Origin of the sequence: Paraburkholderia caffeinilytica (assembly GCF_046030355.1) — a bacterium.
GTDB lineage: Bacteria > Pseudomonadota > Gammaproteobacteria > Burkholderiales > Burkholderiaceae > Paraburkholderia > Paraburkholderia caffeinilytica_B.
In genome coordinates this window covers 477,807-499,128 of record NZ_JAQQCQ010000001.1, presented here as the reverse complement: position 1 = coordinate 499,128, position 21,322 = coordinate 477,807, and the positions used below count along the sequence as shown (strand labels likewise).

General features: G+C 61.5%; 23 protein-coding genes. 8 read left to right on the top strand and 15 right to left on the bottom strand.

Annotation, left to right across the window (positions count from 1 at the left end; all coding sequences use genetic code 11):
- The first annotated feature begins 6 nt into the window (after positions 1–6).
- Positions 7–942, top strand: coding sequence for a DMT family transporter (locus tag PQQ95_RS02210; protein WP_408434417.1), 936 nt, complete (start codon positions 7–9; stop codon positions 940–942).
- Between the two features lie 36 nt (positions 943–978).
- On the opposite strand, the gene PQQ95_RS02205 is transcribed toward PQQ95_RS02210, so the two are convergent.
- The 6 genes from PQQ95_RS02205 to PQQ95_RS02180 all read right to left on the bottom strand — a co-directional run bounded on the left by PQQ95_RS02205 (position 979) and on the right by PQQ95_RS02180 (position 7,289).
- A complete protein-coding gene (locus PQQ95_RS02205) occupies positions 979–1,230 on the bottom strand; it encodes a hypothetical protein (protein ID WP_408434414.1) in 252 nt (83 codons plus the stop codon).
- A 779-nt stretch (positions 1,231–2,009) separates the two neighbouring features.
- The gene (locus tag PQQ95_RS02200; protein ID WP_408434411.1) at positions 2,010–2,696 is read right to left on the bottom strand and encodes a DUF2242 domain-containing protein; all 687 of its coding nucleotides are present in this window, start codon (positions 2,694–2,696) and stop codon (positions 2,010–2,012) included.
- 178 nt (positions 2,697–2,874) lie between these two features.
- Entirely contained in the window at positions 2,875–3,516 is a 642-nt protein-coding gene (locus PQQ95_RS02195; RefSeq protein WP_408434408.1) for a lytic transglycosylase domain-containing protein, read from the bottom strand.
- 114 nt (positions 3,517–3,630) lie between these two features.
- On the bottom strand, positions 3,631–4,917 hold the full coding sequence (locus tag PQQ95_RS02190) for a cytochrome-c peroxidase (RefSeq protein WP_408434405.1): 1,287 nt from the start codon (positions 4,915–4,917) through the stop codon (positions 3,631–3,633).
- 8 nt (positions 4,918–4,925) lie between these two features.
- Positions 4,926–6,155 (bottom strand): alkaline phosphatase family protein, encoded by a 1,230-nt coding sequence (locus tag PQQ95_RS02185; protein ID WP_408434402.1) that lies wholly within the window; start codon positions 6,153–6,155, stop codon positions 4,926–4,928.
- A 150-nt stretch (positions 6,156–6,305) separates the two neighbouring features.
- A complete protein-coding gene (locus tag PQQ95_RS02180) occupies positions 6,306–7,289 on the bottom strand; it encodes a helix-turn-helix transcriptional regulator (RefSeq protein ID WP_408434399.1) in 984 nt (327 codons plus the stop codon).
- A 102-nt stretch (positions 7,290–7,391) separates the two neighbouring features.
- Here PQQ95_RS02180 and PQQ95_RS02175 point away from each other — a divergent pair, with 102 nt between their 5' ends.
- The 4 genes from PQQ95_RS02175 (at position 7,392) to PQQ95_RS02160 (ending at position 9,586) form a co-directional block, all read left to right on the top strand.
- Positions 7,392–8,039 (top strand): glutathione S-transferase family protein, encoded by a 648-nt coding sequence (locus tag PQQ95_RS02175; protein WP_408434396.1) that lies wholly within the window; start codon positions 7,392–7,394, stop codon positions 8,037–8,039.
- A gap of 98 nt (positions 8,040–8,137) precedes the next feature.
- Complete coding sequence (locus PQQ95_RS02170) at positions 8,138–8,398, top strand: DUF6723 family protein (RefSeq protein WP_408434393.1); 261 nt, start codon at positions 8,138–8,140, stop codon at positions 8,396–8,398.
- Between the two features lie 102 nt (positions 8,399–8,500).
- Positions 8,501–9,091 (top strand): hypothetical protein, encoded by a 591-nt coding sequence (locus PQQ95_RS02165; protein ID WP_408434391.1) that lies wholly within the window; start codon positions 8,501–8,503, stop codon positions 9,089–9,091.
- 156 nt (positions 9,092–9,247) lie between these two features.
- On the top strand, positions 9,248–9,586 hold the full coding sequence (locus PQQ95_RS02160) for a hypothetical protein (RefSeq protein ID WP_408434388.1): 339 nt from the start codon (positions 9,248–9,250) through the stop codon (positions 9,584–9,586).
- Between the two features lie 59 nt (positions 9,587–9,645).
- Here PQQ95_RS02160 and PQQ95_RS02155 read toward each other — a convergent pair whose 3' ends face one another.
- Positions 9,646–10,119: a hypothetical protein gene (locus PQQ95_RS02155; RefSeq protein WP_408434386.1), complete on the bottom strand. Its 474-nt coding sequence runs from the start codon at positions 10,117–10,119 to the stop codon at positions 9,646–9,648.
- A 320-nt stretch (positions 10,120–10,439) separates the two neighbouring features.
- Here PQQ95_RS02155 and PQQ95_RS02150 point away from each other — a divergent pair, with 320 nt between their 5' ends.
- Positions 10,440–11,150: a lysophospholipid acyltransferase family protein gene (locus PQQ95_RS02150; RefSeq protein WP_408434383.1), complete on the top strand. Its 711-nt coding sequence runs from the start codon at positions 10,440–10,442 to the stop codon at positions 11,148–11,150.
- Between the two features lie 41 nt (positions 11,151–11,191).
- On the opposite strand, the gene glmS is transcribed toward PQQ95_RS02150, so the two are convergent.
- The 5 genes from glmS to PQQ95_RS02125 all read right to left on the bottom strand — a co-directional run bounded on the left by glmS (position 11,192) and on the right by PQQ95_RS02125 (position 16,889).
- Positions 11,192–13,009, bottom strand: coding sequence for a glutamine--fructose-6-phosphate transaminase (isomerizing) (gene glmS, locus PQQ95_RS02145; RefSeq protein ID WP_408434380.1), 1,818 nt, complete (start codon positions 13,007–13,009; stop codon positions 11,192–11,194).
- A 60-nt stretch (positions 13,010–13,069) separates the two neighbouring features.
- Positions 13,070–14,431, bottom strand: coding sequence for a bifunctional UDP-N-acetylglucosamine diphosphorylase/glucosamine-1-phosphate N-acetyltransferase GlmU (gene glmU, locus PQQ95_RS02140; RefSeq protein WP_408434377.1), 1,362 nt, complete (start codon positions 14,429–14,431; stop codon positions 13,070–13,072).
- 144 nt (positions 14,432–14,575) lie between these two features.
- Positions 14,576–15,574, bottom strand: coding sequence for a tRNA 2-thiocytidine(32) synthetase TtcA (ttcA, locus tag PQQ95_RS02135; protein ID WP_408434374.1), 999 nt, complete (start codon positions 15,572–15,574; stop codon positions 14,576–14,578).
- Positions 15,575–15,577: 3 nt separating this feature from the next.
- The gene (locus PQQ95_RS02130) at positions 15,578–15,973 is read right to left on the bottom strand and encodes a dihydroneopterin aldolase (RefSeq protein WP_408434371.1); all 396 of its coding nucleotides are present in this window, start codon (positions 15,971–15,973) and stop codon (positions 15,578–15,580) included.
- Positions 15,974–16,070: 97 nt separating this feature from the next.
- Positions 16,071–16,889 (bottom strand): SDR family oxidoreductase, encoded by an 819-nt coding sequence (locus PQQ95_RS02125; protein WP_408434369.1) that lies wholly within the window; start codon positions 16,887–16,889, stop codon positions 16,071–16,073.
- 13 nt (positions 16,890–16,902) lie between these two features.
- Here PQQ95_RS02125 and PQQ95_RS02120 point away from each other — a divergent pair, with 13 nt between their 5' ends.
- Both PQQ95_RS02120 and PQQ95_RS02115 read left to right on the top strand, forming a co-directional pair.
- Positions 16,903–18,105 (top strand): class I SAM-dependent methyltransferase, encoded by a 1,203-nt coding sequence (locus PQQ95_RS02120; protein ID WP_408434367.1) that lies wholly within the window; start codon positions 16,903–16,905, stop codon positions 18,103–18,105.
- A gap of 22 nt (positions 18,106–18,127) precedes the next feature.
- The gene (locus PQQ95_RS02115; RefSeq protein ID WP_408434364.1) at positions 18,128–18,322 is read left to right on the top strand and encodes a DUF2905 domain-containing protein; all 195 of its coding nucleotides are present in this window, start codon (positions 18,128–18,130) and stop codon (positions 18,320–18,322) included.
- A 118-nt stretch (positions 18,323–18,440) separates the two neighbouring features.
- On the opposite strand, the gene PQQ95_RS02110 is transcribed toward PQQ95_RS02115, so the two are convergent.
- The 3 genes from PQQ95_RS02110 to PQQ95_RS02100 are packed head-to-tail and all read right to left on the bottom strand — an operon-like array spanning position 18,441 to position 21,307.
- The gene (locus PQQ95_RS02110; protein ID WP_408434361.1) at positions 18,441–19,673 is read right to left on the bottom strand and encodes a multifunctional CCA addition/repair protein; all 1,233 of its coding nucleotides are present in this window, start codon (positions 19,671–19,673) and stop codon (positions 18,441–18,443) included.
- Complete coding sequence (locus PQQ95_RS02105; protein WP_408434358.1) at positions 19,670–20,323, bottom strand: glutathione S-transferase family protein; 654 nt, start codon at positions 20,321–20,323, stop codon at positions 19,670–19,672. Before PQQ95_RS02105 ends, PQQ95_RS02110 begins: the two co-directional genes overlap by 4 nt.
- Before the next feature lie 30 nt (positions 20,324–20,353).
- Positions 20,354–21,307, bottom strand: coding sequence for a complex I NDUFA9 subunit family protein (locus PQQ95_RS02100; protein ID WP_408434355.1), 954 nt, complete (start codon positions 21,305–21,307; stop codon positions 20,354–20,356).
- Between the last annotated feature and the right edge of the window lie 15 nt (positions 21,308–21,322).

Here is a 21,322-nt window from a genome sequence, read left to right as displayed (position 1 = left end):
CCGCCTTTGAAACCTGATACACGCCAACACCTACGCGCCAATCTGCTGATGCTGATCGCTGCCATGATCTGGGGCTCCGCATTCGTCGCACAACGCTTGAGCCTCGATGCGATCGGACCATTTCTGTTTACCGGATTGCGCTTCCTGCTCGGCGCACTAGTCGTGCTGACCATGATCGTTTGCGTGCGGCCCTCCGCACTGGCCGAATTGTCGAGGCGCGAACCCGGCGGCGCACGCGAACTGCTCGGCGCCGGTGTGCTGCTTGGCGTCGTATTGTCCGCGTCGATTTCGTTGCAGCAGATCGGCCTGCAATACACGAAAATCGCCAATGCCGGCTTCATCAGTTCGCTGTATGTGGTGCTCGTGCCGCTACTGGGGGTGCTGTTTCGTCATCGGACGGGATTCGGCACATGGCTTGGTGCGACGCTGGCTACGCTCGGCATGTATTTTCTGAGCGTCAACGAGCACTTCTCGATCCTGTACGGCGACTGGTATCAACTTGCCGGCGCCCTGGTGATTTCCGTGCAGATGATGCTGGTGGGCCGCTTCGCGCTGCGGCACGACACACTCATGTTGGCGCTCGTGCAGTTCGTGACTTGCGGGCTCGTGTGTCTGGCCGTCGGTCTCGTGATCGAGCCTGTCAGTCTCGCGGTGATCGAACGCGCCGCGCCGACGATTCTGTATGGCGGTGCGCTGTCCGTGGGCGTCGCCTATACGATTCAGGTGGTGGCGCAAAAGTACGCGGCGCCCTCGCATGCCGCAGTGATCTTCAGTATGGAAGGCGTATTCGCCGCGTTCGCCGGGTGGCTCGTGCTGGGCGAAACGCTGTCGGCGCGCGCGCTATTCGGATGCGCGCTGATGCTGGCGGGTTTGATCGTGTGTCAGGTAATGCCGGCCTGGCGACGCGCAGGCAAACCGGATCGCTTGCCTCACGCGTCGTAAGGGCTTAGCCCGTCCGGTGTCCGTGGATCGCTTGGGCTAAGCCGCGCGTGGCTGCGCGAAGATCTTGGGTGTATCGGCAGTCGGCGGAAACACGCACCAGCAGCCGTCGTCGTGTCGAAAGAAGAAAAGGCCGCGCGATCCGCCGTCCAGAGAAGTCTCCACCCGCACATAACGCCTGCCGCCGAGCCGGGTACGGCTGAATTCGGTCACGTGAACCGGAACCGAAGGCTCCGGCGCCAGCCATTTCTCGACCAGAAAACGCAGCGATTGTTCGCTTGCGGCTCTCATGATCCGCTCCGTGCCGGCTTGTCGTGACTCGCCGCGCGCGCGGCGTCGCTGCTTTCGTCGCTATCGGCGCCGTCCTCGTCATGCTCGGAGGACGCGAGAGATATGGCCCGGTTAGTGGCCGCCGCCCGCAGCGTCGTGCAGTGGCTGGCATGCCTGATATCCGAGAGAAGACGGACTAGCTGTCGTGCTGTTCTGCGTTTCATTACACACCCCCGCACTGCACCAATAACTTCAGAAAACACTTTAACTCTATGCCTGGATGGGCGTTGCTGAAATGATTTTGACTAAATAGCAACAGTTGCGCTTGCAAAAACAGAGACGCAATCTTTGTACCTTCCAGCTTCAATGTGCGCGTCTGAGGGAGGCGTTGTCTGTACGGTGGCGAGCGGATGACATCGACGAAAAAGCCGGGCCGCCAGCCGGCCGGCAGATGGCGGGATAGGCAAGTTATCCACAATTGCCTATGAATAACTTCGGGATAGCGCATCGGACAGCCAGTGTGCGAAATCTTGATAAGACGCCGCGTCAGACACGCCCCGTCAAAGTTATCCCAGCCTGGTAGTTTTTCTACAGACCTATTCCGCAGGGTTATGGATTTCGCATGACATTGATGTGGCGGGGAATTTGAGAGTTATCCACAGAAGGGGTTAACCCTTGTTAACTATTACTACATATATATACGTATGAAGTAAAAGACATAGGATAAGTACGGCTGCGTGATGAGATCGAAGGCTGATCACCCCTTGCTCAGCCGAAACCTCACCGCATCGGTGACTGCGTCAAGGCGTGACGCCGGCTCCACTTGCGGGTTGCACGGCAGCAGCCTTATCGATCGCATCAGGCATCTCAGGAAGCGGCGCCGGAGTGGTCACTTCGACCGGTACCGGCAGCATGCGCGTCTCGATGGGGTTGTTCACCACCGGCTGCGTGCGTACCACCGTTTGCAGGTAGTGATCGACGAGGCCAAAGAAGCGATCGTAGAACTTGCCGGATGGGATGGTCTCACTTGAAATTTTGACCATCGCGTCGCTGTTCGAGCGGATCGGCAGCGACAGCGAACCCAGCACGCTCAACCCAACGCTCGCCGACGTATCGCTTTTCTTCAGCGCAAAGCCGTTTTGCACGGCATTGACGTAGACGATGCTCGTGCTGCTCGCCTCTTCCCCCGGCGTACACACCACATGAAACTCGACGACGATGTGCGTATCGCCGGTCGGCTGGAAATTTTTCGTTCCGTCGACGGTATCGGTGCGCGTCATGGTCGTCAGATAGCCCTGACTCAGCAGCGCGCGCCGCGCAGCTTCACAGGTATCCGTCGTGTTCGAGTTGAAATTTCGGGCGTAAGGACTCGCGCCCGTTTCGAACAATTCCTGCTGGAATTTCGGCTGCGGAGCGCTGCTGCAGGCGGCGAGGGTCAGCAGGCCGAGAAGCGCGGCAGCAGTGGCTTTGGAAGACAAGGTGAACATGATCGATCGGAAGAGGCGCGGCGTGAGCTCGAATGGGAATGCATTGTAGAGCGGTTGCCAGGTGTGCGTAAAAACCGCGCAGCGCATGCCCCGCGCCGGCTTATTCGACGTGACGAGTCAACTCCGCGGCTTCAGCGCGGAAACACGACAAAGAGGAAAAATAAGCTGGGCGTGCCGCTCAGTGCGGCATGGCAGACGATGCGCCTGGCAGCGCCGTTGCGCCATTCACGCCAGCGGCGTTATCGGCCGGTATCGTAAAGGCGTCGGCCCAGTTGCCTGGCGCTGGGCAGCGGTCGGCCTCGCACATGCTGGTTTGGGCGTCCGGACGCGACGAAACGTCTTGCGGCCCGGCGACGCCGGCAAAATCTTCGACGCGCAAGCTCACCTTCTGCGCGTATGCCTGTGAGCCACCGTAACTCTTGAGCGCCGCGTTCATATCGCCGTTGGCCGAGCGCATGTAGCCGTACAGAATCGCCGAACCCACTTCGATGTTGGTAGTCGGCTCCGTGAGGTCCTTGACGTTCCTCAGCAGCCCGCGATGGGCGCCCGGCACCACCTGCATCAGCCCGGTCGCGCCGTTGGCGCCCTTGGCCTTTTCCTTGAAGCGGGATTCGATCGAGATGATCGCCAGCAGCAGTGCCGGTGGCAGTGAATATTTCGAAGCGGCGGACTGCACCGCGTCGGAAATCTTTTGAGCCTTTTCCTTTGCCAGACCGAATTTCTGCGTCAGATACGCGGACATGCGGTCATTGTTTTCGTCGGCCGTTGCGGTTTGCATCAGGCCGAGCGAAAGCACGATCAGGCAAAGTAACCGGCTCATAACGGAGGGCGGAATAGAAAGGGGATTCGCGCATTATAGCTCTGCCCCCAAAAGAGGCACCAAACGGCCAAAATTCGTCTGAGGAAAGATGGCCGGCCGGTGCGTCGGCGTGCGCTATTTCGACTGCTTCGGATTCAGCACGTAACCGTCGTTTAACGTGGTGAGGAAAGCGGCGACGTCGTCGATATCACGCTCCGACCACACGGGGCGCTCGCCTGCTTTGCGGGTGAGCGGTTCGTCGGTTGTGTCGACGTTCACGCGCAAAGCGACCGGCAGGTCGTTGAATTTATCGACCTTGCCGTGCGCGTCTTTCGGATACCACTTTGCCGGATTCGTATCGCGCTGAACATAGAAACGCAGCGCGTCCTTCAACGTATGGAAGCGGCCGTTGTGGAAGAACACCTGCCGCGTCGCCGTGTTACGCAGCGATACGGACTTGAAGAGTCCACAGTTGTTTTTGTCGCTCGACTGGTCGGTACGCAGCGGGCCACACAAACCCATATCGAAGTACTTCGGATCCGCGTTCGCACGCAACTCCGGATTGCGCGGCACGCCGAGCGCCTGGAAGTTGAAGTCGGTGAAAAGCGGATGAGAGCCGTCGACACCCGATTGGTCGATGTGGCAGGAGACGCAATTGCCGCCCGTCGGATTGTCGAACAGTTTTTTGCCTCTCAATTCCTGTGCCGTTAGTTGCAATTTACCGTCGAGGTAGTAATCGAACTTGCTGGTGTACGGGTGAAAGCTCGGATCTTCCAGTTCGAAGCGTTCGATGGCGTTCATCGCTAGCGCGAACGCCTTGGTCGGGTCGGCGAAGACGTTCTGCCCGAACACTTCCTTGAAGCGCGCCGCGTAGGGCGCGCGCTCCAGCTTTGCCAGCAACGCCGCCGGATCCTTGTTCGCCATCTCGTTCGGATTGAACAGCGGGAAACTTGCCTGATCGTGCAGGCGGTTGAAGCGCCCGTCCCAGCCGAAGCCGCCCACCGGCGCGTTGTCCGTCTCGCTCAGGCGCTCAGACAGGCTGGCCGCCTGCGCGTGGCTCCAGATCGGCGTGCGGTTCAGCACGTAGCGCAGGCTCGGCACGGCGCGCGTGCCTTGCGAGCGCATGTCGGGCCCACCCAGTTGCGCGGCCAGCCCGTTAGGCGGCCCGTATGCGTGCGACGGGCTATGACAGCTCGCGCACGACATCTTGCCCGAGGCCGACAACGATGCATCGAAGAACATCAGCTTGCCGAGCGCCGCGGCGTCGCTGTAGACGGGCTTTGTGTCGGCAGGCGTCGGTGCAGGCGTTGGTCCAGATGCCGCCGCTGCCGGGAACGGCAGCAGGACGGCACTGGCCAGCACCGCGAGCGCCGCCAATCGCGTGGCAGTACGCCCGGTGAATCGCGTTGCAAAAAACGGCATCTGATCGCTTACAGGTTCGTGAAAATATCGTTGCCGAACCCGACCAGACCGGCCTGCCCCGCGTAGCCCAGATGATCCAGCTGGAAGATGTCTTCAATGCTCTTGAGCATCGAGTAGTGGTTGTACTGCACCGTCGACACCGTGCCCGGCTTGATGAACTTCGAGATCATCACCGCGCCCGTCTGGTCGCCGCCGAAGCTCTGCTTGGTCAGGTTGATCGTCAAGCCGCCGTATGCCAGCGACGAGGTCTGCGGGAATGCCGGCAGATTCGGACCCGGTTGCTGGCTGCAACACGTCGCGCCGGCGAATGTCAGATCCTCGCCGGAGGCCGACTGCGTCACCGTCGCGTAACTGCTTTCGTCGAAGTTGATGATCAGCAGACCGTCCTTCTGGAACGCCGGCGAGGCGGTGATAATCGGCACCCACTTCTGCAGGAACGTGTTCGCGCTCGTCAGGCCGCCCGGCTGGCCGTTCACGCACGGTGCGTCGTGACCGTCGTCGCACAGGCTGGGCGTGATCAGGTTGAAGTTGGCAGTGGTCGAAATCGATTGCAGATCGGTCGTGAGCTTGTTCAGGTTCACCACGTTCTGGCCGCAATCCGGCGAATCGATGATCGAGTGGAAGTACATGAACGGGTTGTGACGCGTCGCGTACTGATCGCCCAGCGGCACGGCCGCGCTCGGTGCTTCGGCCGATTGGGTCAGGTCGGTCGTATTGAGCGTCGGGTGGCCGCACGTGGCGGCTTCGCGCGTCGGGTCGTTGCCCATGTCGCCTTCATAGCCCTTCCAGGTGTAGCCAGCGGTCTTCAACTGGTCCGGCAGCGTCTTGATGCTGGCCGGATATACGCAGCCCGAGCCGATCGCCTGACCATCGGACGTCGTGCCCGTCAGCTTGTAGTCCTGGTAAGTGATGCAGTCGTTGTCCGTTTCCGGCGTCGGCGCCTGGCCGCTGATCATCGAGATGTAGTTGTCGAGACTCACGTGCCCCGTGCCGTAGTACTGCTGCACCATCGCGCCTTGCGAGGCCAGCGTCTGCGACAGATACGGCGCCTTGCTGTTCGCGCCGAAGGTGGTCGAGTAGTTTTCGTTTTCGAGCGTGATGACGAAGACGTGCCGGATCTGCTGCTGTCCGGTCGCATTGAGCGACGAGGAAGACGAGCCGCACGCGGCGACGATAATGCCCACTAAGGCCGCGCAAACGGCCATGAAGAAAGCACGCAACCAGCTGCGTTGTGACATGTTTTGCCCTTGGGGATTGGAGTTTTATTCGCGGGGCAAACTTTAGGGAGCATGTATGACGACGACGTGAATGACGCCACATGATTGCAATATGTCGCTCATCTAACGTCACATATAAACGTCACCACGCGGGGCGGTGAACCGGCGTCCTCACTGCGCGTAACGGCGATGCAAGGCGGCCGCCACCTCCGCGAAATGAGCGCGCAACTCCGGCGGCGCCAGCACGTCGGCCTCCGCGCCGAAGCGCAGCAATTCCGCGCACGCCTGTCTGACCGAACCGACCGGCAGAGTGACCGTGCGCCAGCCGTCGGCCGGATCCGGCTCGCCGATTTTCGCGGCTGAACGCGCGAACGGTGAGGTGAAAGCGTCGAGCATCTGCATGCCCCACGGTGACAGGCGCAACGTTGCTTCGTTCGCATGCATCTCTTCGGACAGGCGCTGCGTGCTGTCTTGCCAGTAAGCCGCCAGATCGAAGGCTGGCGGCCGCTCGAAAGTCTCGTCCAGCGTGCTCAATTCGAGAATGCGCGAAATGCGATAGATGCGGATATCTTGACCGACGCACCCAACCACGTACCAGGCGCCGCTTTTCAGCACGATGCCGAGCGGTTCGATCCGCCGAAACTTTTCGGCTTTCCAGCTCTGATAGCGAATCTGCAGCGGATGCTGTTCCCACACCGCGCCGGCGATCAACGGCAGGTTCGCAGGCTGGTCCGCGTCGGAAAACCAGGCCGGCGCGTCGAGGTGAAAACGTGAGCGCATGCGCTCCGCGGTCGAACGCAATTCAACCGGCAGCGCGGCGAGCAATTTGGTTTGCGCACCGGCCATCACTGCGCCGAGCCCCAATGCCTGCACCGGCCCTGGCAAACCGGCGAGGAACAACGCCTCCGCCTCCTGCGGCGACAGGCCATTCAGACGCGTGCGGTATCCGTCGAGCAGGCGATAGCCGCCTTCCGCGCCGCGTTCGCTCTGGACGGGAACGCCCGCCGCGCTCAAGGCGTCGATGTCGCGATAGATCGTGCGCAGGGACACCGCGCATTCGTCGGCGAGCGACTGTGCGGTCACACGTCCGCGCGCTTGCAGGGTCATCAGGATGGAAAGGAGGCGGCTGGCTCTCATCTGGATCAGTGTAGCCATACCTGACACAAACTGACAGGTATGGGCGCTTAGGATGGGGACATCCGGCGCCCGACGGACGCTGGCTTTTCCACCGAGACGCTCACCCAGAAGGCTCCCGCCATGACCACCGACCGCACGATCACGCTGTTCCACTCACCGCAATGCCGCTCTGTCAGCGCACTCACGCTGCTCGAGGAGCTCGGCGCCCCGTATCAGTTGAAAGTGCTGAACATGAAGGCCGGCGAGCAGCGCCACGCGCCGTATCTCGCGATCAATCCGCTCGGCAAAGTGCCGGCGATTCTTCACGGCGACGCGCTGATCACCGAACAGGTTGCCATCTTTATCTATCTGGCCGACCTGTTTCCTGAAGCGGGCCTCGCGCCGGCCCTCGACGATCCGTCGCGCGGGCCGTACCTGCGGTGGCTGGTGTACTACGCTGCATGTTACGAACCGGCGCTGGTCGACAAGGCGATGAAGCGCGAACCGGCGCCGCTTGCCACCTCGCCCTACGGCGATTTCGATTCGATGCTCGGGACTGTAACGAGCCAGTTGCAAGCATCGCCCTATTTGCTTGGGGAAAAGTTATCGTCTGCGGATATTTTGTGGGGTATCGCGCTGCATTGGGGGATGATGTTCAAGTTGGTGCCCGAAACGCCGGCCGTGCTTGAGTACACCCAGCGCGTTTGCTCACGGCCGAGCTTCGTGAAGGTGAGCGAGCGGGATGTTGCGCTGGCGGCTGAGCATGAGGCGGCGCTCAAAGGGATTTGAGACAATGAGGGCCGCCCGTGAATGTGTTCCGGGACAACCGGGCGCGCCCTGGCCTTTCCAGCAGGTGTCGGCCCATTGAACAAGAGATGTTTTCAGGTATGAGCAAGACCGTATTCATTCCCAGCGTCCCTGCGACGTCGGAAGAAGATTTCGACGTGTCGGCAACATCGAAACTGGCCGGCTACCGGCGTTTCTTCGGTGTGTTGAAAGTGGTTCGAACCACGGACGGCCGCGTGCTATTCCCGTTCGACGGCGCGCCGGAACTCGGACCTTACGCGACCAAGCTGGAGGCCGTCGCGGCCGCGCAGGTGTATGGCGAGCACATCGTGGCCAGCGACCTGGCGCGTCCGGAGTTGTAAGCACGGGAGCATGGCGGGTACGCTTTGGTCCCTTGGGCGGGGTTGCCCGGATTTGTGACTCGGGATCATCATTTGATGAGAGGCTCACTTCGGGAGCAGCAGATGCCACGTCCAAGCAAACCGGGCTTATTGGCTACGGTCATAGGGGGTGTGGCCGTGCTGATGGCAGTGTTCTGCCAATCCGGCCTCGCTCAGACGCCGGACGCCGATGCCGGTCAGAAAGCACTCGGAAGAGCCACCATCGTTCACGCCCAGGTTCACGTGGTAGCGATCTACCCGGCCACCAACAGCGTCACCCTGCGTGGTCCGCGCGGCAATCTGGCGGATGTCGATGTCAATCCCCAGTTGGCTGACGTCAGGAAACTGCGGATCGGCGACAAGCTGAACGTTGCGTACCAGCAAGCGCTGCTGATTCAAGTCGACAAGGTGACGGCCAAAGGTGTCCGTGAACGAATCGAGACGACGGTGACGATACCGGCTTCAGCGGGATATGCGTCGTCGGCGCATAGGGTGCAGGTTGTCGCGACGGTGCTGAAGATCGATCGCAAAAGCCGGATGGTGACGCTGCGTGGGCCGAAGCATCAGCAGGTGTTGAAGGCGGCGGCGGACATTCCGCTCAGTGATTTGAAAGTCGGTGACAGTGTGCGGGCGGAGTTTGTTTCGGCGGCCGCAGTGGAGCTGGTGAGGAAGTGAGACGGTGCCTGATCTCCCATCAGACGTCGTCACCTTTGCCGATGTCCAGTCGCTGACGGACCTGAATATCTTTGCTCGAGGTTTATATTGGAGTCATCGTCACGCTTTTGGCGAGATTTCTGTTCGGGACCGACGCATTTGACGGAGGACGGCAATATGACTGCTGATTCTGGTTTGCCTTACGACCCGCAGGGACAAACGCCAGCGTCATTGCTGACGCTGGTCGAATATCTGGAACTCTCGCTGGATGCGGGGGAATGCGTCGTCATGATGCGCCGCGGTACAGACGTTTGTGCCGTCTACCTCGGCGACCCGGCAGACGAGGACAACGAGTTGACCGGTCACGGAACCATCGCAGCGGACGTGGCCGACGAGATACTCGAACTGACGCAGGCCGGCGGAAACCAGATAACGATCGGCGGCCAGACGTACCGGTTTGTTCGAAGCTTCACGCATATCGCTGACGTCGGAGCCGTGATATTTGCTCCGGCGTAGCTTGTCGGGTTTCGCACTCGAACTTGCCGACTCCGGTGACTGCCATGAGCCGCCTTAAGTCAGGACGTCGACCTCGGCTCGGGCCAAGGCCACCCTTTCTTCTCGACGGAGGCGTCCGGCCTCGCTGACAACGTGGCCACGACCGGCTCCTTGATCGGAGCTACATCCTTTGCGGCATTGCGAGCCGTATTGGCCAACGCGTCCGCGCTCATCTCCGGGAGCCCGGTCCCGAACCACGCTACTGTTTTTTGGACGTGGGTGACATACACTTGCCAACCTTCGGCATTGCCGTCAAAGAGGTTGCGTTGAACGCTTGATGCCAGCACGTCCTGGTTGAGCTCTGCCTCAAGCAGCGCTTTCGGCCACAGAACAAATGCGCTGGCCACACGTCGGGCGAATTCGTCCACCGTCATTGTTGGCGTCAGCGCCCGGAGAAACTTGAAGTGCCGCAATGAATTATCTTCCTGCACAAGGTGCGCCACCGACGCGGTCGGCCTGCTTGTCCTGGCTAAACAGTTCAAAGCGTCGAGCATGTCTCCGAGATGAAGGAGTAGCGCTCGTCTATCAAATCGATCGTCCATTACGGTAGGTTCGTTCATTGCGTACTTGGCTGGAGAGGTTTGGCGTTCGGTTGAACGCCAGGTTTCGTCGCTACTATTCGGGTGCGTCTTCAATGAATCGCTCTTGCATCCTGGCGCCGCGGGTGGGTTGTCGGCCAGCGGCCCGTCGTGTCCCCAGGAGGCCGGCGAAAGTTCGCTGTCTCCGGGCTGAGGAGCGAACGCATCGCTCACGGCATAGTCTCACTTGCCTACGGTGAAATGTTCCGCCACAAACCAATCTGAATCAGGCCCCGATGCGCTCGACTTTCACTAAATGGCTGTTCATTGTCTACCTTCTCGGTAGCGGCACGCTGTATTCAATGGTCATACTGCTCCTGTTTCCTTTCGTCGGCAGGGCTGGACGATACTGGCTAGCAAAACAATGGTGTCGTGCCCTCGTGGTTGTGATGCGCTGGCTGCCGGGCGTGTCATGTTCGATAGAAGGGCTTGAGCATATTCCCGAGGGGCCAGCGATACTATTGTGCCGCCATGAATCAACCTGGGAAACCCTCACATTTATCGCACTCTTTCCACGGCGCATCAGTTTTGTTTTCAAGGAAGAGCTTCTTCGCATTCCATTTTTTGGATGGGTGCTGCGTGGCCTCGATATGGTGAGCCTGAACCGTGGCTCCGCTCGACAGGCTCATCAGGCCGTGACGCAGGAAAGCGCCGAGAGGCTGGCAAAGGGAGATGTTGTTGTCATTTTCCCGGAGGGGACCCGGGTGCCCCACGATGCCCCATTGCGGATGACATCGGGAGGCGTTCGATTGGCTTGCGCGACTGGCGTACCTGCTGTTCCAGTGGTTCTCAACGCGGGCAAAGTCTGGCCGGCGAAAGGCTGGCCCAGCGGCCGTGGACAAATTCGTGTGGTGGTCGGCCCGGCATTTTCCCCTCAGGACCTGTCACAACAGGAACTCAGCCGGGCCGTCCACGAGTGGATGAAAGATGAATTGCTGCGGCTTTGATATTCTTAAATTGCAATGCAATAGCCCGCGCCTTCCCCATCTCACTCCACAGTCACCGACTTCGCGAGGTTCCGCGGCTTATCCACATCCGTGCCTCGTGCACAAGCCGTGTGATAGGCCAGCAACTGCAGCGGCACCACGTGCAGAATCGGCGACAGCAAGCCATAGTGTTCCGGCATCCGGATCACATGCAGGCCTTCGTCATTGACGATCTTGGTATCCGAGTCTGCGAACACATAAAGCTCACCACCCCGCGCGCGCACTTCCTGAATATTCGACTTCAGCTTTTCCAGCAGCGCATCATTCGGCGCCACCGTCACCACCGGCATCGCTTCCGTCACGAGCGCCAGCGGCCCGTGCTTCAACTCACCCGCCGGATACGCTTCCGCGTGGATATAGGAAATCTCCTTGAGCTTCAACGCGCCTTCGAGTGCGATCGGATAATGCAGGCCACGCCCGAGGAACAACGCATGCTCCTTGCGCGAAAATTCTTCCGACCACGCGATGATCTGCGGCTCCAGCGCCAACACGCTATTCAACGCGGCCGGCAAGTGACGCAACTGTTTCAGATACTCGGCTTCCTGCTCCGGGGTCACCTGCCCACGCAGCTTCCCAAGCGTCGCGGCGAGCACGAACAGCGCAGCCAGTTGTGTCGTGAACGCCTTGGTCGATGCCACGCCGATCTCGCGACCCGCATGCGTCAGGAACGACAATTCGGTCTGGCGCACCATCGCGCTCGTGCCTACATTGCACACCGCCAGCGTATGTTTATGCCCGAGCGACTGCGCATGCTTGAGCGCCGCCAGCGTGTCGGCGGTTTCGCCCGACTGCGAGATCACCACCACTAGCGATTTCGGATTCGGCACCGACTCGCGATAGCGATACTCGCTGGCAATTTCCACCTGAGTCGGGATTTTCGCGACCGACTCGAGCCAGTATTTCGCGGTCAGTCCCGAGTAGTAGCTCGTGCCGCACGCGAGAATCAGCAGGTTGTCGATATCCGCGAACACCTTGTCGGCACCCTCGCCGAATAGCGACGCGTCGAACGAATCGCCTTGCGGGATCGTGTCCGTAATCGCACGCGGCTGCTCGAAAATTTCCTTCTGCATGAAGTGACGATACGGGCCGAGTTCCACCGCGCCGCCATACGCCGCGACCTGGCGCACGTCGCGCTGCGCGTCGTAACCGTCACGATCGGCGATACGCACGCCTTCGAGCGACAATTCGCAGACGTCGCCTTCCTCGAGGAAAATGAACCGTTCGGTGCTGCCGGCAAGCGCCAGCGCATCGGAAGCGAGGAAGTTTTCACCGTTGCCGAGTCCCACCACGAGCGGCGAACCTTGCCGCGCGCCAACCACCGTATGCGGCTGATCCTTATGCAGCACCGCGATCGCATACGCGCCGTGCAATTGCCCGACGGCTTCACGCACTGCGGCAAACAGATCACCACGATACAGGCTGTGAATCAGATGAGCGATAACCTCTGTATCAGTCTGCGAGACAAATTCATAACCCTTGCCCCGCAGCATTTCGCGCAGCGATTCATAGTTCTCGATGATGCCGTTGTGTACCAACGCGAGTGCATCTTTCGAAAAGATCGGGTGGGCATTGTCGGTCACCGGCGCGCCGTGTGTTGCCCAGCGCGTATGCGCGATACCCGTGACGCCTTCGAGGTGGCTCTCCCGCACCTGGTCGTCCAGATCAGCCACGCGTGCGACGCTGCGCGCACGACGCGGCCCGCTGTCGCCGAGCACGGCCACGCCGCATGAATCGTAGCCGCGGTACTCGAGGCGACGCAGTCCTTCGATCAGGACGGGAACGATGTTACGTTGCGCAACCGCGCCGACAATGCCACACATGGCTAATTCCTTTTCAGTGCCGGGTTTCAGGAAGCGCGCTTCATGCGCGCGTCACGCCCATCAACTTTTTTTCTTGGTCGGGCGTACATAGCCCGGCTTGCTTGTTTGAGTCTTATCGTTCAGGACCAGCATGTCTGCTTCGACATCTTTCCAGACCGTGGTGCCCGCCGCGATCGTCACGCCGCGCTTCACGCGCACGGGCGCAACGAGTTGCGTGTCCGAACCGACGAACACGTCGTCTTCGATAATCGTGCGGAATTTGTTCGCGCCGTCGTAGTTACAGGTGATGGTACCCGCACCGATATTCACGCGCGCCCCGATATCCGCGTCGCCGATATACGTGAGATGGTTCGCCTTCGAACCATGACCGAGCACCGCATTCTTCACCTCGACGAAGTTGCCGACGTGCGATTCGTCCTGCAACGACGCGCCCGGACGCAGCCGCGCATAAGGGCCGAGCACGACGTTCGCGCCGACTTCGGCGCCTTCGATATGCGTGAACGCGTCGACGCGTGTACCGGCGCCGATCGTGGCATTGCGGATCACGCAGTTCGGCCCGACGGTCACGTTGTCGGCCAGGGTGACGCGGCCTTCGAATACGCAGTTCACGTCGATCGAAACATCGCGGCCGCATTCGAGCGTGCCGCGCACGTCGAGGCGAGCCGGATCGGCAAGCGTCACGCCGGCCACCAGCAGCGCCTCGGCGACATTGTGCTGATGAATCCGCTCGAGTTCGGCAAGCTGCTGCTTGCTATTCACGCCGAGCGTTTCCCACTCCTCGTCAGGCTGCGTGGTGACGACTTCGAGCCCGGCTTCGATCGCCATCTCGACTGCGTCGGTCAGGTAGAACTCGCCTTGCGCGTTGTCGTTTTTCAACGCAGCGAGCCAGACACCGAGGCGTTCGGTCGGTGCGACGATGATGCCGGTGTTGATCTCGGCGATCTTGAGTTGCTCGGGCGTCGCGTCTTTCTGTTCGACGATGCGCGACACCTTGCCGTGCTGATCGCGCACGATGCGGCCGTAGCCCGTAGGGTTGTCGAGCGTGACGGTGAGTACGCCGTAGCCGCCTCGGCCCGCCCGATCGGTCAGCGCCTGCAGCGTGCTGGCGCGCGTGAGCGGCACATCGCCGTACAGCACCAGCGTGGGTTCGGCCGGATCGAGCAGCGGCAACGCCTGCTGCACCGCGTGACCCGTGCCGAGTTGCTGCTCCTGCGCGGCAAACTGGACATCCGGCGCCGCTACCGCTTGACGCACGGCTTCGGCGCCATGACCGACCACCACGACCAGACGCGTGGGCTTGAGCGCACGAGCAGTGTCGATGACATGAGCGAGGAGCGGCCGGCCAGCCAGGGGATGGAGCACCTTGGGAAGCGCGGACCGCATGCGCTTACCGGTGCCTGCCGCCAAAATCACGATGTTCATGGCGTCGGCAATCAGACAAGTTTAGAGCTGACGATTCTATCATGCAGCCTATGTCGAAAAGGCCGTTCACGCGTCCTCCGCGCGGCTTCACTACGCCGCCAAATCACCCGAAAACCCTTGATTCCCGGGCATTTCGCGGCTCGATCAAAGATCGTCGAACTGAACGATCGAGATCGGCTTCGCTCCAGCGAGCAGCGTGCCGTCGCCGGAATCAGTCGAACACGGCTCTTCGTCGAAGGCGATGTCGCCTTGCGGATCGGCCTCGCCGCTTGCACGCAGGCCGGCGAACGGGAACAGCTTGTGATCCATCAGGTGCGACGGCACGATGTTCGACAAGGCATTGAACATATTCTCGATGCGACCCGGAAAGCGCTTTTCCCAATCGCGGATCAGCGCCTTCATTTCTGCGCGCTTCAAGTTCGGCTGGCTGCCGCACAGATTGCACGGAATGATCGGGAATTCGCGCAATTCCGCGTATTTTTCCAGATCGGTTTCCTTCACGTAGGCGAGCGGGCGGATCACGATATTCTTGCCGTCGTCCGATTGCAGCTTGGGCGGCATGCCCTTCAGCTTGCCGCCGTAAAACATGTTCAGCAGCAGCGTTTGCAGAATGTCGTCTCGATGATGGCCGAGCGCGATCTTGGTCGCACCGAGCTCGCCCGCCACACGATACAGAATGCCGCGACGCAGCCGCGAGCACAGCGAGCAGGTGGTCTTGCCTTCCGGCACCAGCCGCTTGACGATGCTGTACGTATCCTGGTTCTCGATATGAAACGGAATGTCGAGTTGCTTCAGGTACTCGGGCAACACGTGCTCCGGAAAGCCCGGCTGTTTCTGGTCGAGATTCACCGCGACGATGTCGAAGTTGATCGGCGCGCGTTCGCGCAGCCGCATCAGGATTTCGAGCATCGCGTAACTGTCCTTGCCGCCCGACAGGCACACCATCACCTTGTCGCCTTCCTCGATCATGTTGAAGTCGCCGATCGCTTCACCGACCTGGCGCGCGAGCCGCTTGAACAGCTTGTTGTTCTCGTAGGCCTCTTTCTGCTCACGGCGTGTGAGCGGCGCTTTGACCGCGGAAGCGTGAACGGCCTGCGCGGCCTCCGGGACCACGGTGTCGTTCAGGATGTCCTGAGCATTCATGGCTCAATCCTCTTTGATACGGAAGACTTCGACGCCCACGGCGTCGCAGTCAGGATAAACGTCCGGCTTTTCGGTCGACACGCACACAGCGCGCACCTGCGGATGGGCGAGCAGAACCTTGACGAGGTCGTCGCAGAGCGTTTCCTGCAGGTGAATATGACCTTGTTCGACGCGGCGCGCGATGGTCGAACGCATAAAGTCGTAATCGACGACTTCGTTCAGTTTGTCCTGAACCGGCGTGGACAGCGCGAGCGGCACGAACAGTTCGACGTTGATCACGACGCGCTGTTCGCCGCGCTTTTCGAAGTCGTGCACGCCGATGTTGATGTGCACTTCGTAATTGCGCAGAAAGAGCCGGCGGCAATCGGCGAGCCGGGGATGCGAAAGAGCGGCAAACATGTTCGTTCCAGTCGAAAAAAGCGTGCGGAGCACGCAAAGGGGCGCTTCAACACGCGGGCGGCCGCCGGTTCGACCCGGCAACCAGCACGCGCGCTGTTCAGGCGCCCGTCAAAAACATAACGTCGCGCGGCAGCGGCACAAGGTGCTGCCCGCCGTCGACCACCAGCGTCGTTCCGGTGACGCCCGCTGCATCGGCGAGATACAGCGCGGCGGCGACAATATCCTCCGGCCGCGACGCGCGGCCCAAAGGCGTAGTACGGTGAGCTGCTTCAAAACCGGCCGGCGTTTGATCGGCGGATTGCATCGTCAGCCCGGGGGCGAGTCCAACCACGCGCACTTTCGGCGCCAACGCCTGCGCCAGCGCAACCGTGGCTGTCTGCAACGCTGCTTTCGACAGCGTGTAGGACAAATAGTCCGGGTTCATGTTGTACAGCTTCTGGTCCAGCACATTGATCACCACGCCGCGCTGGCTTTCGTCGGTGCGCGCGGTCTCCGGCGTGGCCTCGAACAGCATACGCGCCAACACCAGCGGTGCGCCGAGATTCATTGCGGTCAGCTTCAGCAGAAGGTCGTAACCGACGTTCTGGGCCGTGTCTTCTTCAAAGCGCGACGCATTGTTGACAATACACGCCGGTCGGCCCAACACGGCCATACAGGCCGGTATGAGGCGCTCGACGTCGGCCTCGTCGCCCAATTCCGCGTGCAAAGCCACCGCCCGGCGGCCCAAGGCGACGATTTCCGCGACCACTTCGTCAGCCTCCTCCCGCGACGACCCGTAATGGACCGCCACGTCCCAGCCTCGCGCGGCAAAGCCGAGCGCGAGCGCACGCCCGATACGGCGGGCTGCGCCGGTAATCAGCACGATGCGCGGCGTTTCAGGCGCGCGGGCGGCGGCGGTATCCAGAGAGGCGGTCATTTACAATGCGGGGATGAATCCGAAAGCTCACCAACCCGATAGTTTACCTGCTCCCGGCCCGAGCGCGCTTGCGCAGTCCGAAGCGCTGGTCGCGCAGATCCGCGCGGAGCTCGAAGCGGCAGGCGGCTGGCTGTCGTTCGACCGCTACATGGAGCGCGCGCTTTATGCACCGGGACTCGGCTATTACAGCGGCGGCGCCCGCAAATTCGGCCTGCGCGGCGACGACGGCAGCGACTTCGTCACGGCGCCGGAAATGTCGCCGTTATTCGCTGCGACGCTGGCGCGCCCGCTCGCTGAAGCCTTGCAGGCGAGCGGCACGCGCGAGCTGATGGAGTTCGGCGCCGGGACGGGCAAACTCGCCGCCGGCGTGCTGAATGCGCTCGACGAGCTGGGCGTCGAATTCGACAGCTACTCGATCGTGGATTTGTCGGGTGAGCTGCGCGAACGCCAACGCGAAACCCTCGAAGCCGCCGCACCGGCGCTGGCCGCGAAGGTGCGCTGGCTGGACGCGTTGCCGGAAAAATTCGCAGGCGTGGTGATCGGCAACGAGGTGTTGGACGCGATGCCCGTACGGCTTTTCGCGTTTACCGGCGGCGTCTGGCACGAGCGCGGCGTGGTGTGGCGCGATGAAGCTTTTGCGTTCGACGACCGTCCGGTCGCAGCAGCCGCGGACATTGCGCTTCTAGCTGAGCTTCTGGCCGAGGTCGACACCGCCGGCGACGACTACGTCACCGAAACGCATGACGCCGCCCGTGCATTCACGCGGACCATTTGCACGATGCTCACGCGTGGCGCGGCGTTCTTCATCGATTATGGTTTTCCGCGCCACGAGTACTACCATGAGCAACGTGCGCAGGGCACGTTGATGTGCCATTACCGGCACCGTGCGCATGGTGACCCGTTCGTCTATCCGGGCTTGCAGGACATCACCGCGCACGTGGAATTTACCGGCATCGCCGAGGCCGGTGTCGAAGCCGGCGCGGATCTGCTGGGGTTCACGTCACAAGCGCGGTTCCTGTTGAATGCGGGGATTACCGAGACGTTATCCGCGCTCGATCCGGCGGATACGGCGAAGTTTTTGCCTGCGGCAAATGCGGTGCAGAAGTTGTTGTCCGAGGCGGAGATGGGTGAACTGTTCAAGGTGATCGCGTTCTCGCGCGGGCTGGATGATACGCTGCAGGCGTTTTCCAGCGGCGACCGGTCGCATACGCTGTGATTTTTTGCTTTAGGGATGCGCGATGATCCGCTGGCTGTTGACTACGTTTGTTGCGGTGGCGGTGTTGTCGGCCTGCTGGCCGTGGCTCAGGAAGGTCGGGATTGGGCGGATGCCCGGCGACGTCACGCTGCGCCTCTTCGGGCGCGAGTATCCGTTTCCGTTTATGTCGACACTTGTGCTGTCGATGGTGTTGTCGCTTATCGCCAGGATTCTGTAGCGGGGATTGCCCTTGGCGGGCGGCATCGGCGGCCGGCTTGCGGCCTTGTTTGCCGTCCCTGTTTGCCGCCGGTTTACACCCGCTTGTGCTGGTTTGCCGCCCCAAAGGCAAACAAAAACTATCCCATCGCCACTTCAACCGCGCGGACTCGCTCCTGGTGCACGGCGTCCTTGATCCCAGCAGGCGCGTCTGCAAGCCGCTTGGCCACTGCGCCGGCATCCACGCCGCGCGCGGCGACAAGCGCAATCCGTAGCCGCTCAGCCTGCGGATACTCCCGCATCTCAAACCCGAGCCGCCCACGCGCATCCGCCTCGCACGCCTGCAAGGCTTCGGCAAAGCGCGCCGGTTTCCGGATAGCATCGCTGCGCTCGAGCAGCCTCACCAACGCGGCAGCCCCCATCTCCATCACGCGATGAATATTCCCATGCTCACGCGCGACCAGCAGCGCCAGATCGCGGCATTCATTCGGCACCCGCAGCCGCTCGCATAAAGGCTTCAGCAAATCCACGCTGCGGCCCTCATGCCCAATATGCCGGGGCAATACGTCGTCCGGTGTCGTCGCTTTGCCCAGGTCATGCGTGAGCGCCGCGAACCGAACCGGCAACGCGTAGCCCTGCTGGGCGGCATGGTCGATCACCATCATCACGTGCACGCCCGTATCCACTTCGGGATGATAGTCAGCCCGCTGTGGTACGCCGAACAACGCATCGACTTCCGGCAGAATCCGCGCCAGGGCGCCGCATTCCCGCAGCACCTCGAACATGCGGGACGGCTTCTTCTCCATCAATCCGCGCGACACTTCCTGCCACACGCGCTCGGCAACCAGTGCATCCACCTCACCGTCGGCCACCATCTTGCGCATCAGCGCCATCGTCTCCGGCGCCACCGTGAAATCGACGAAGCGCGCCGCGAACCGCGCGATCCGCAAAATCCGCACGGGGTCTTCGAGAAAGGCATTGCTGACGTGACGGAACAACCGCGCCTGCAAATCACCCTGGCCGTTGAACGGGTCGATCACCGGGCCGGTCAGTTCGCCGTCCGGGCGCATCTCGCGCGCCATGGCGTTGATCGTCAGGTCGCGGCGAGCGAGATCCTCTTCGAGCGTGACGTCAGGCGCGTAGAAGAACTGGAAACCGTGATAGCCCGCAGCCGTCTTGCGCTCGGTGCGCGCAAGCGCGTATTCCTCGTGCGTCTGCGGATGCAGGAACACCGGAAAATCCTTGCCCACCGGACGATAGCCCTGCGCCACCATCTGCTCGGGCGTCGCGCCGACCACTACGTAATCGCGGTCCTGTACCGGCACGCCCAATAGCTCGTCGCGAATCGCCCCGCCGACCGCGTAGATGTTCATGGGCATACGTCCTGATCCGGAAGTGCGTGCGTTTCGCGCAGCGCGTCGTCGATCCACGCCTTCACCGCGGGCAACGCAGTCACGCGACGAGCATAAGCCGCAGCGGTCTCGGACAGCGCCGGCTGCCACGTATTGAAGCGCATCACCACCGGTGCGTACATCGCGTCGGCAATACCGAACTCCCCGAACAGGAACGGGCCGCCGTACGTATCGAGACACGCGCGCCAGATCGCGTCGATGCGCGCAATGTCGGCCAGTGCCTCCGGTGTGGCGTTCTTGCCCGGAAACGACGCGCGAATATTCATCCACATGTTCGAACGCAACGCGCCGAAGCCCGAATGCATCTCGGCGCTGATGCTGCGCGCGACCCCGCGCGCCACGGGATGACGCGGCCACAGCGCATGCTGCGGGAAGCGCTCGGCCAGCGTCTCGGCGATCGCGAGCGAATCCCACACGACGAGGCCGTCGTCGGCAACCAGCGTCGGCATCTTGCCCGCACTCGACGGCGCGTGAGACAGGATCGTAGCCTTCGTGCCGGGCTCACGCAAATGGACCAGCACTTCCTCGAAGGGAATGCCGAAATGTTTGAACAGCAGCCACGGACGCATCGACCATGACGAATAGTTCTTGTCACCGATAAGCAGCTTCATGCCGGATAGGAAAGAAAGAGATAAAAAGGTTCAACGCCCCGCGCTGGAGCGAAACGTGTCGAAGCGTGAACGCGTCGACGCGCCGGTCAGATACACGGGCGCGATCGTTTCGATGCTGGCGGGTTCGATGCCGAGTTCAGGCGCAAGCGGTCCGCTCAACACGTTGTCGACTTTCATGGAATCGAGATTGTCGCGTGAAATCACCGGCTCGCCCGGCGCCAGTTCAAACGTCAACGCCTGCAAGCGCGCCAACGCCTCCGGCAGGCGAATGATTCGCGCATGCCGGCCGATCACGTCGCCGCAATACTTGACGAGGTCTTCCAGTGTATAGACGGTCGGGCCGCCCAGGTCGTAGGTATGGCCGCTGGCCGCGTCGAGATCCAGCACGTTACGGATCGCGTTTGCCACGTCGCCGACGTACACCGGCTGAAATTTCGCGTCCGGCATCGCAAGCGGAATCATCGGGAACATTCGCTGCAGGAACGCGAACTTGTTGAGAAACTGGTCCTCAGGACCGAACACCACGGAAGGCCGGAAAATCGTCCACGCCAGATTCGCCGCGTGCACGGCCTTTTCACCATCGCCCTTTGAGCGCGAATACATGCTCGGCCCGTTCGGGTCAGCGCCGAGCGCGCTGATATGAATCAGCCGATGCACGCCCTTGCCTTCGCACGCTGCAACGATTTTGGTCGGCAACTCGACATGCGCGCGGGCGAACTCCGGGCCGTAGGGTGTGCCGCGTTTGCCATGCAGCGTGGCAACGAGATTGATGACGCAATCGGCGCCTTCGACGAAACGCGCGAGTTGCACCGGATCGAACACATCGGCTTCGATCACGTCGATGGGGAGCAGGGTGAGATGACGCGCGTTGTAGCGCCGCCGGGTGGCGATGCGCACATCTTTGCCCATTTCGACGAGGGCGTTGACGAGATGGCTGCCGATAAAACCGGAACCGCCGATGACCGCAATGGCTTGATGTCGCATTTTTCGACTCCCTGG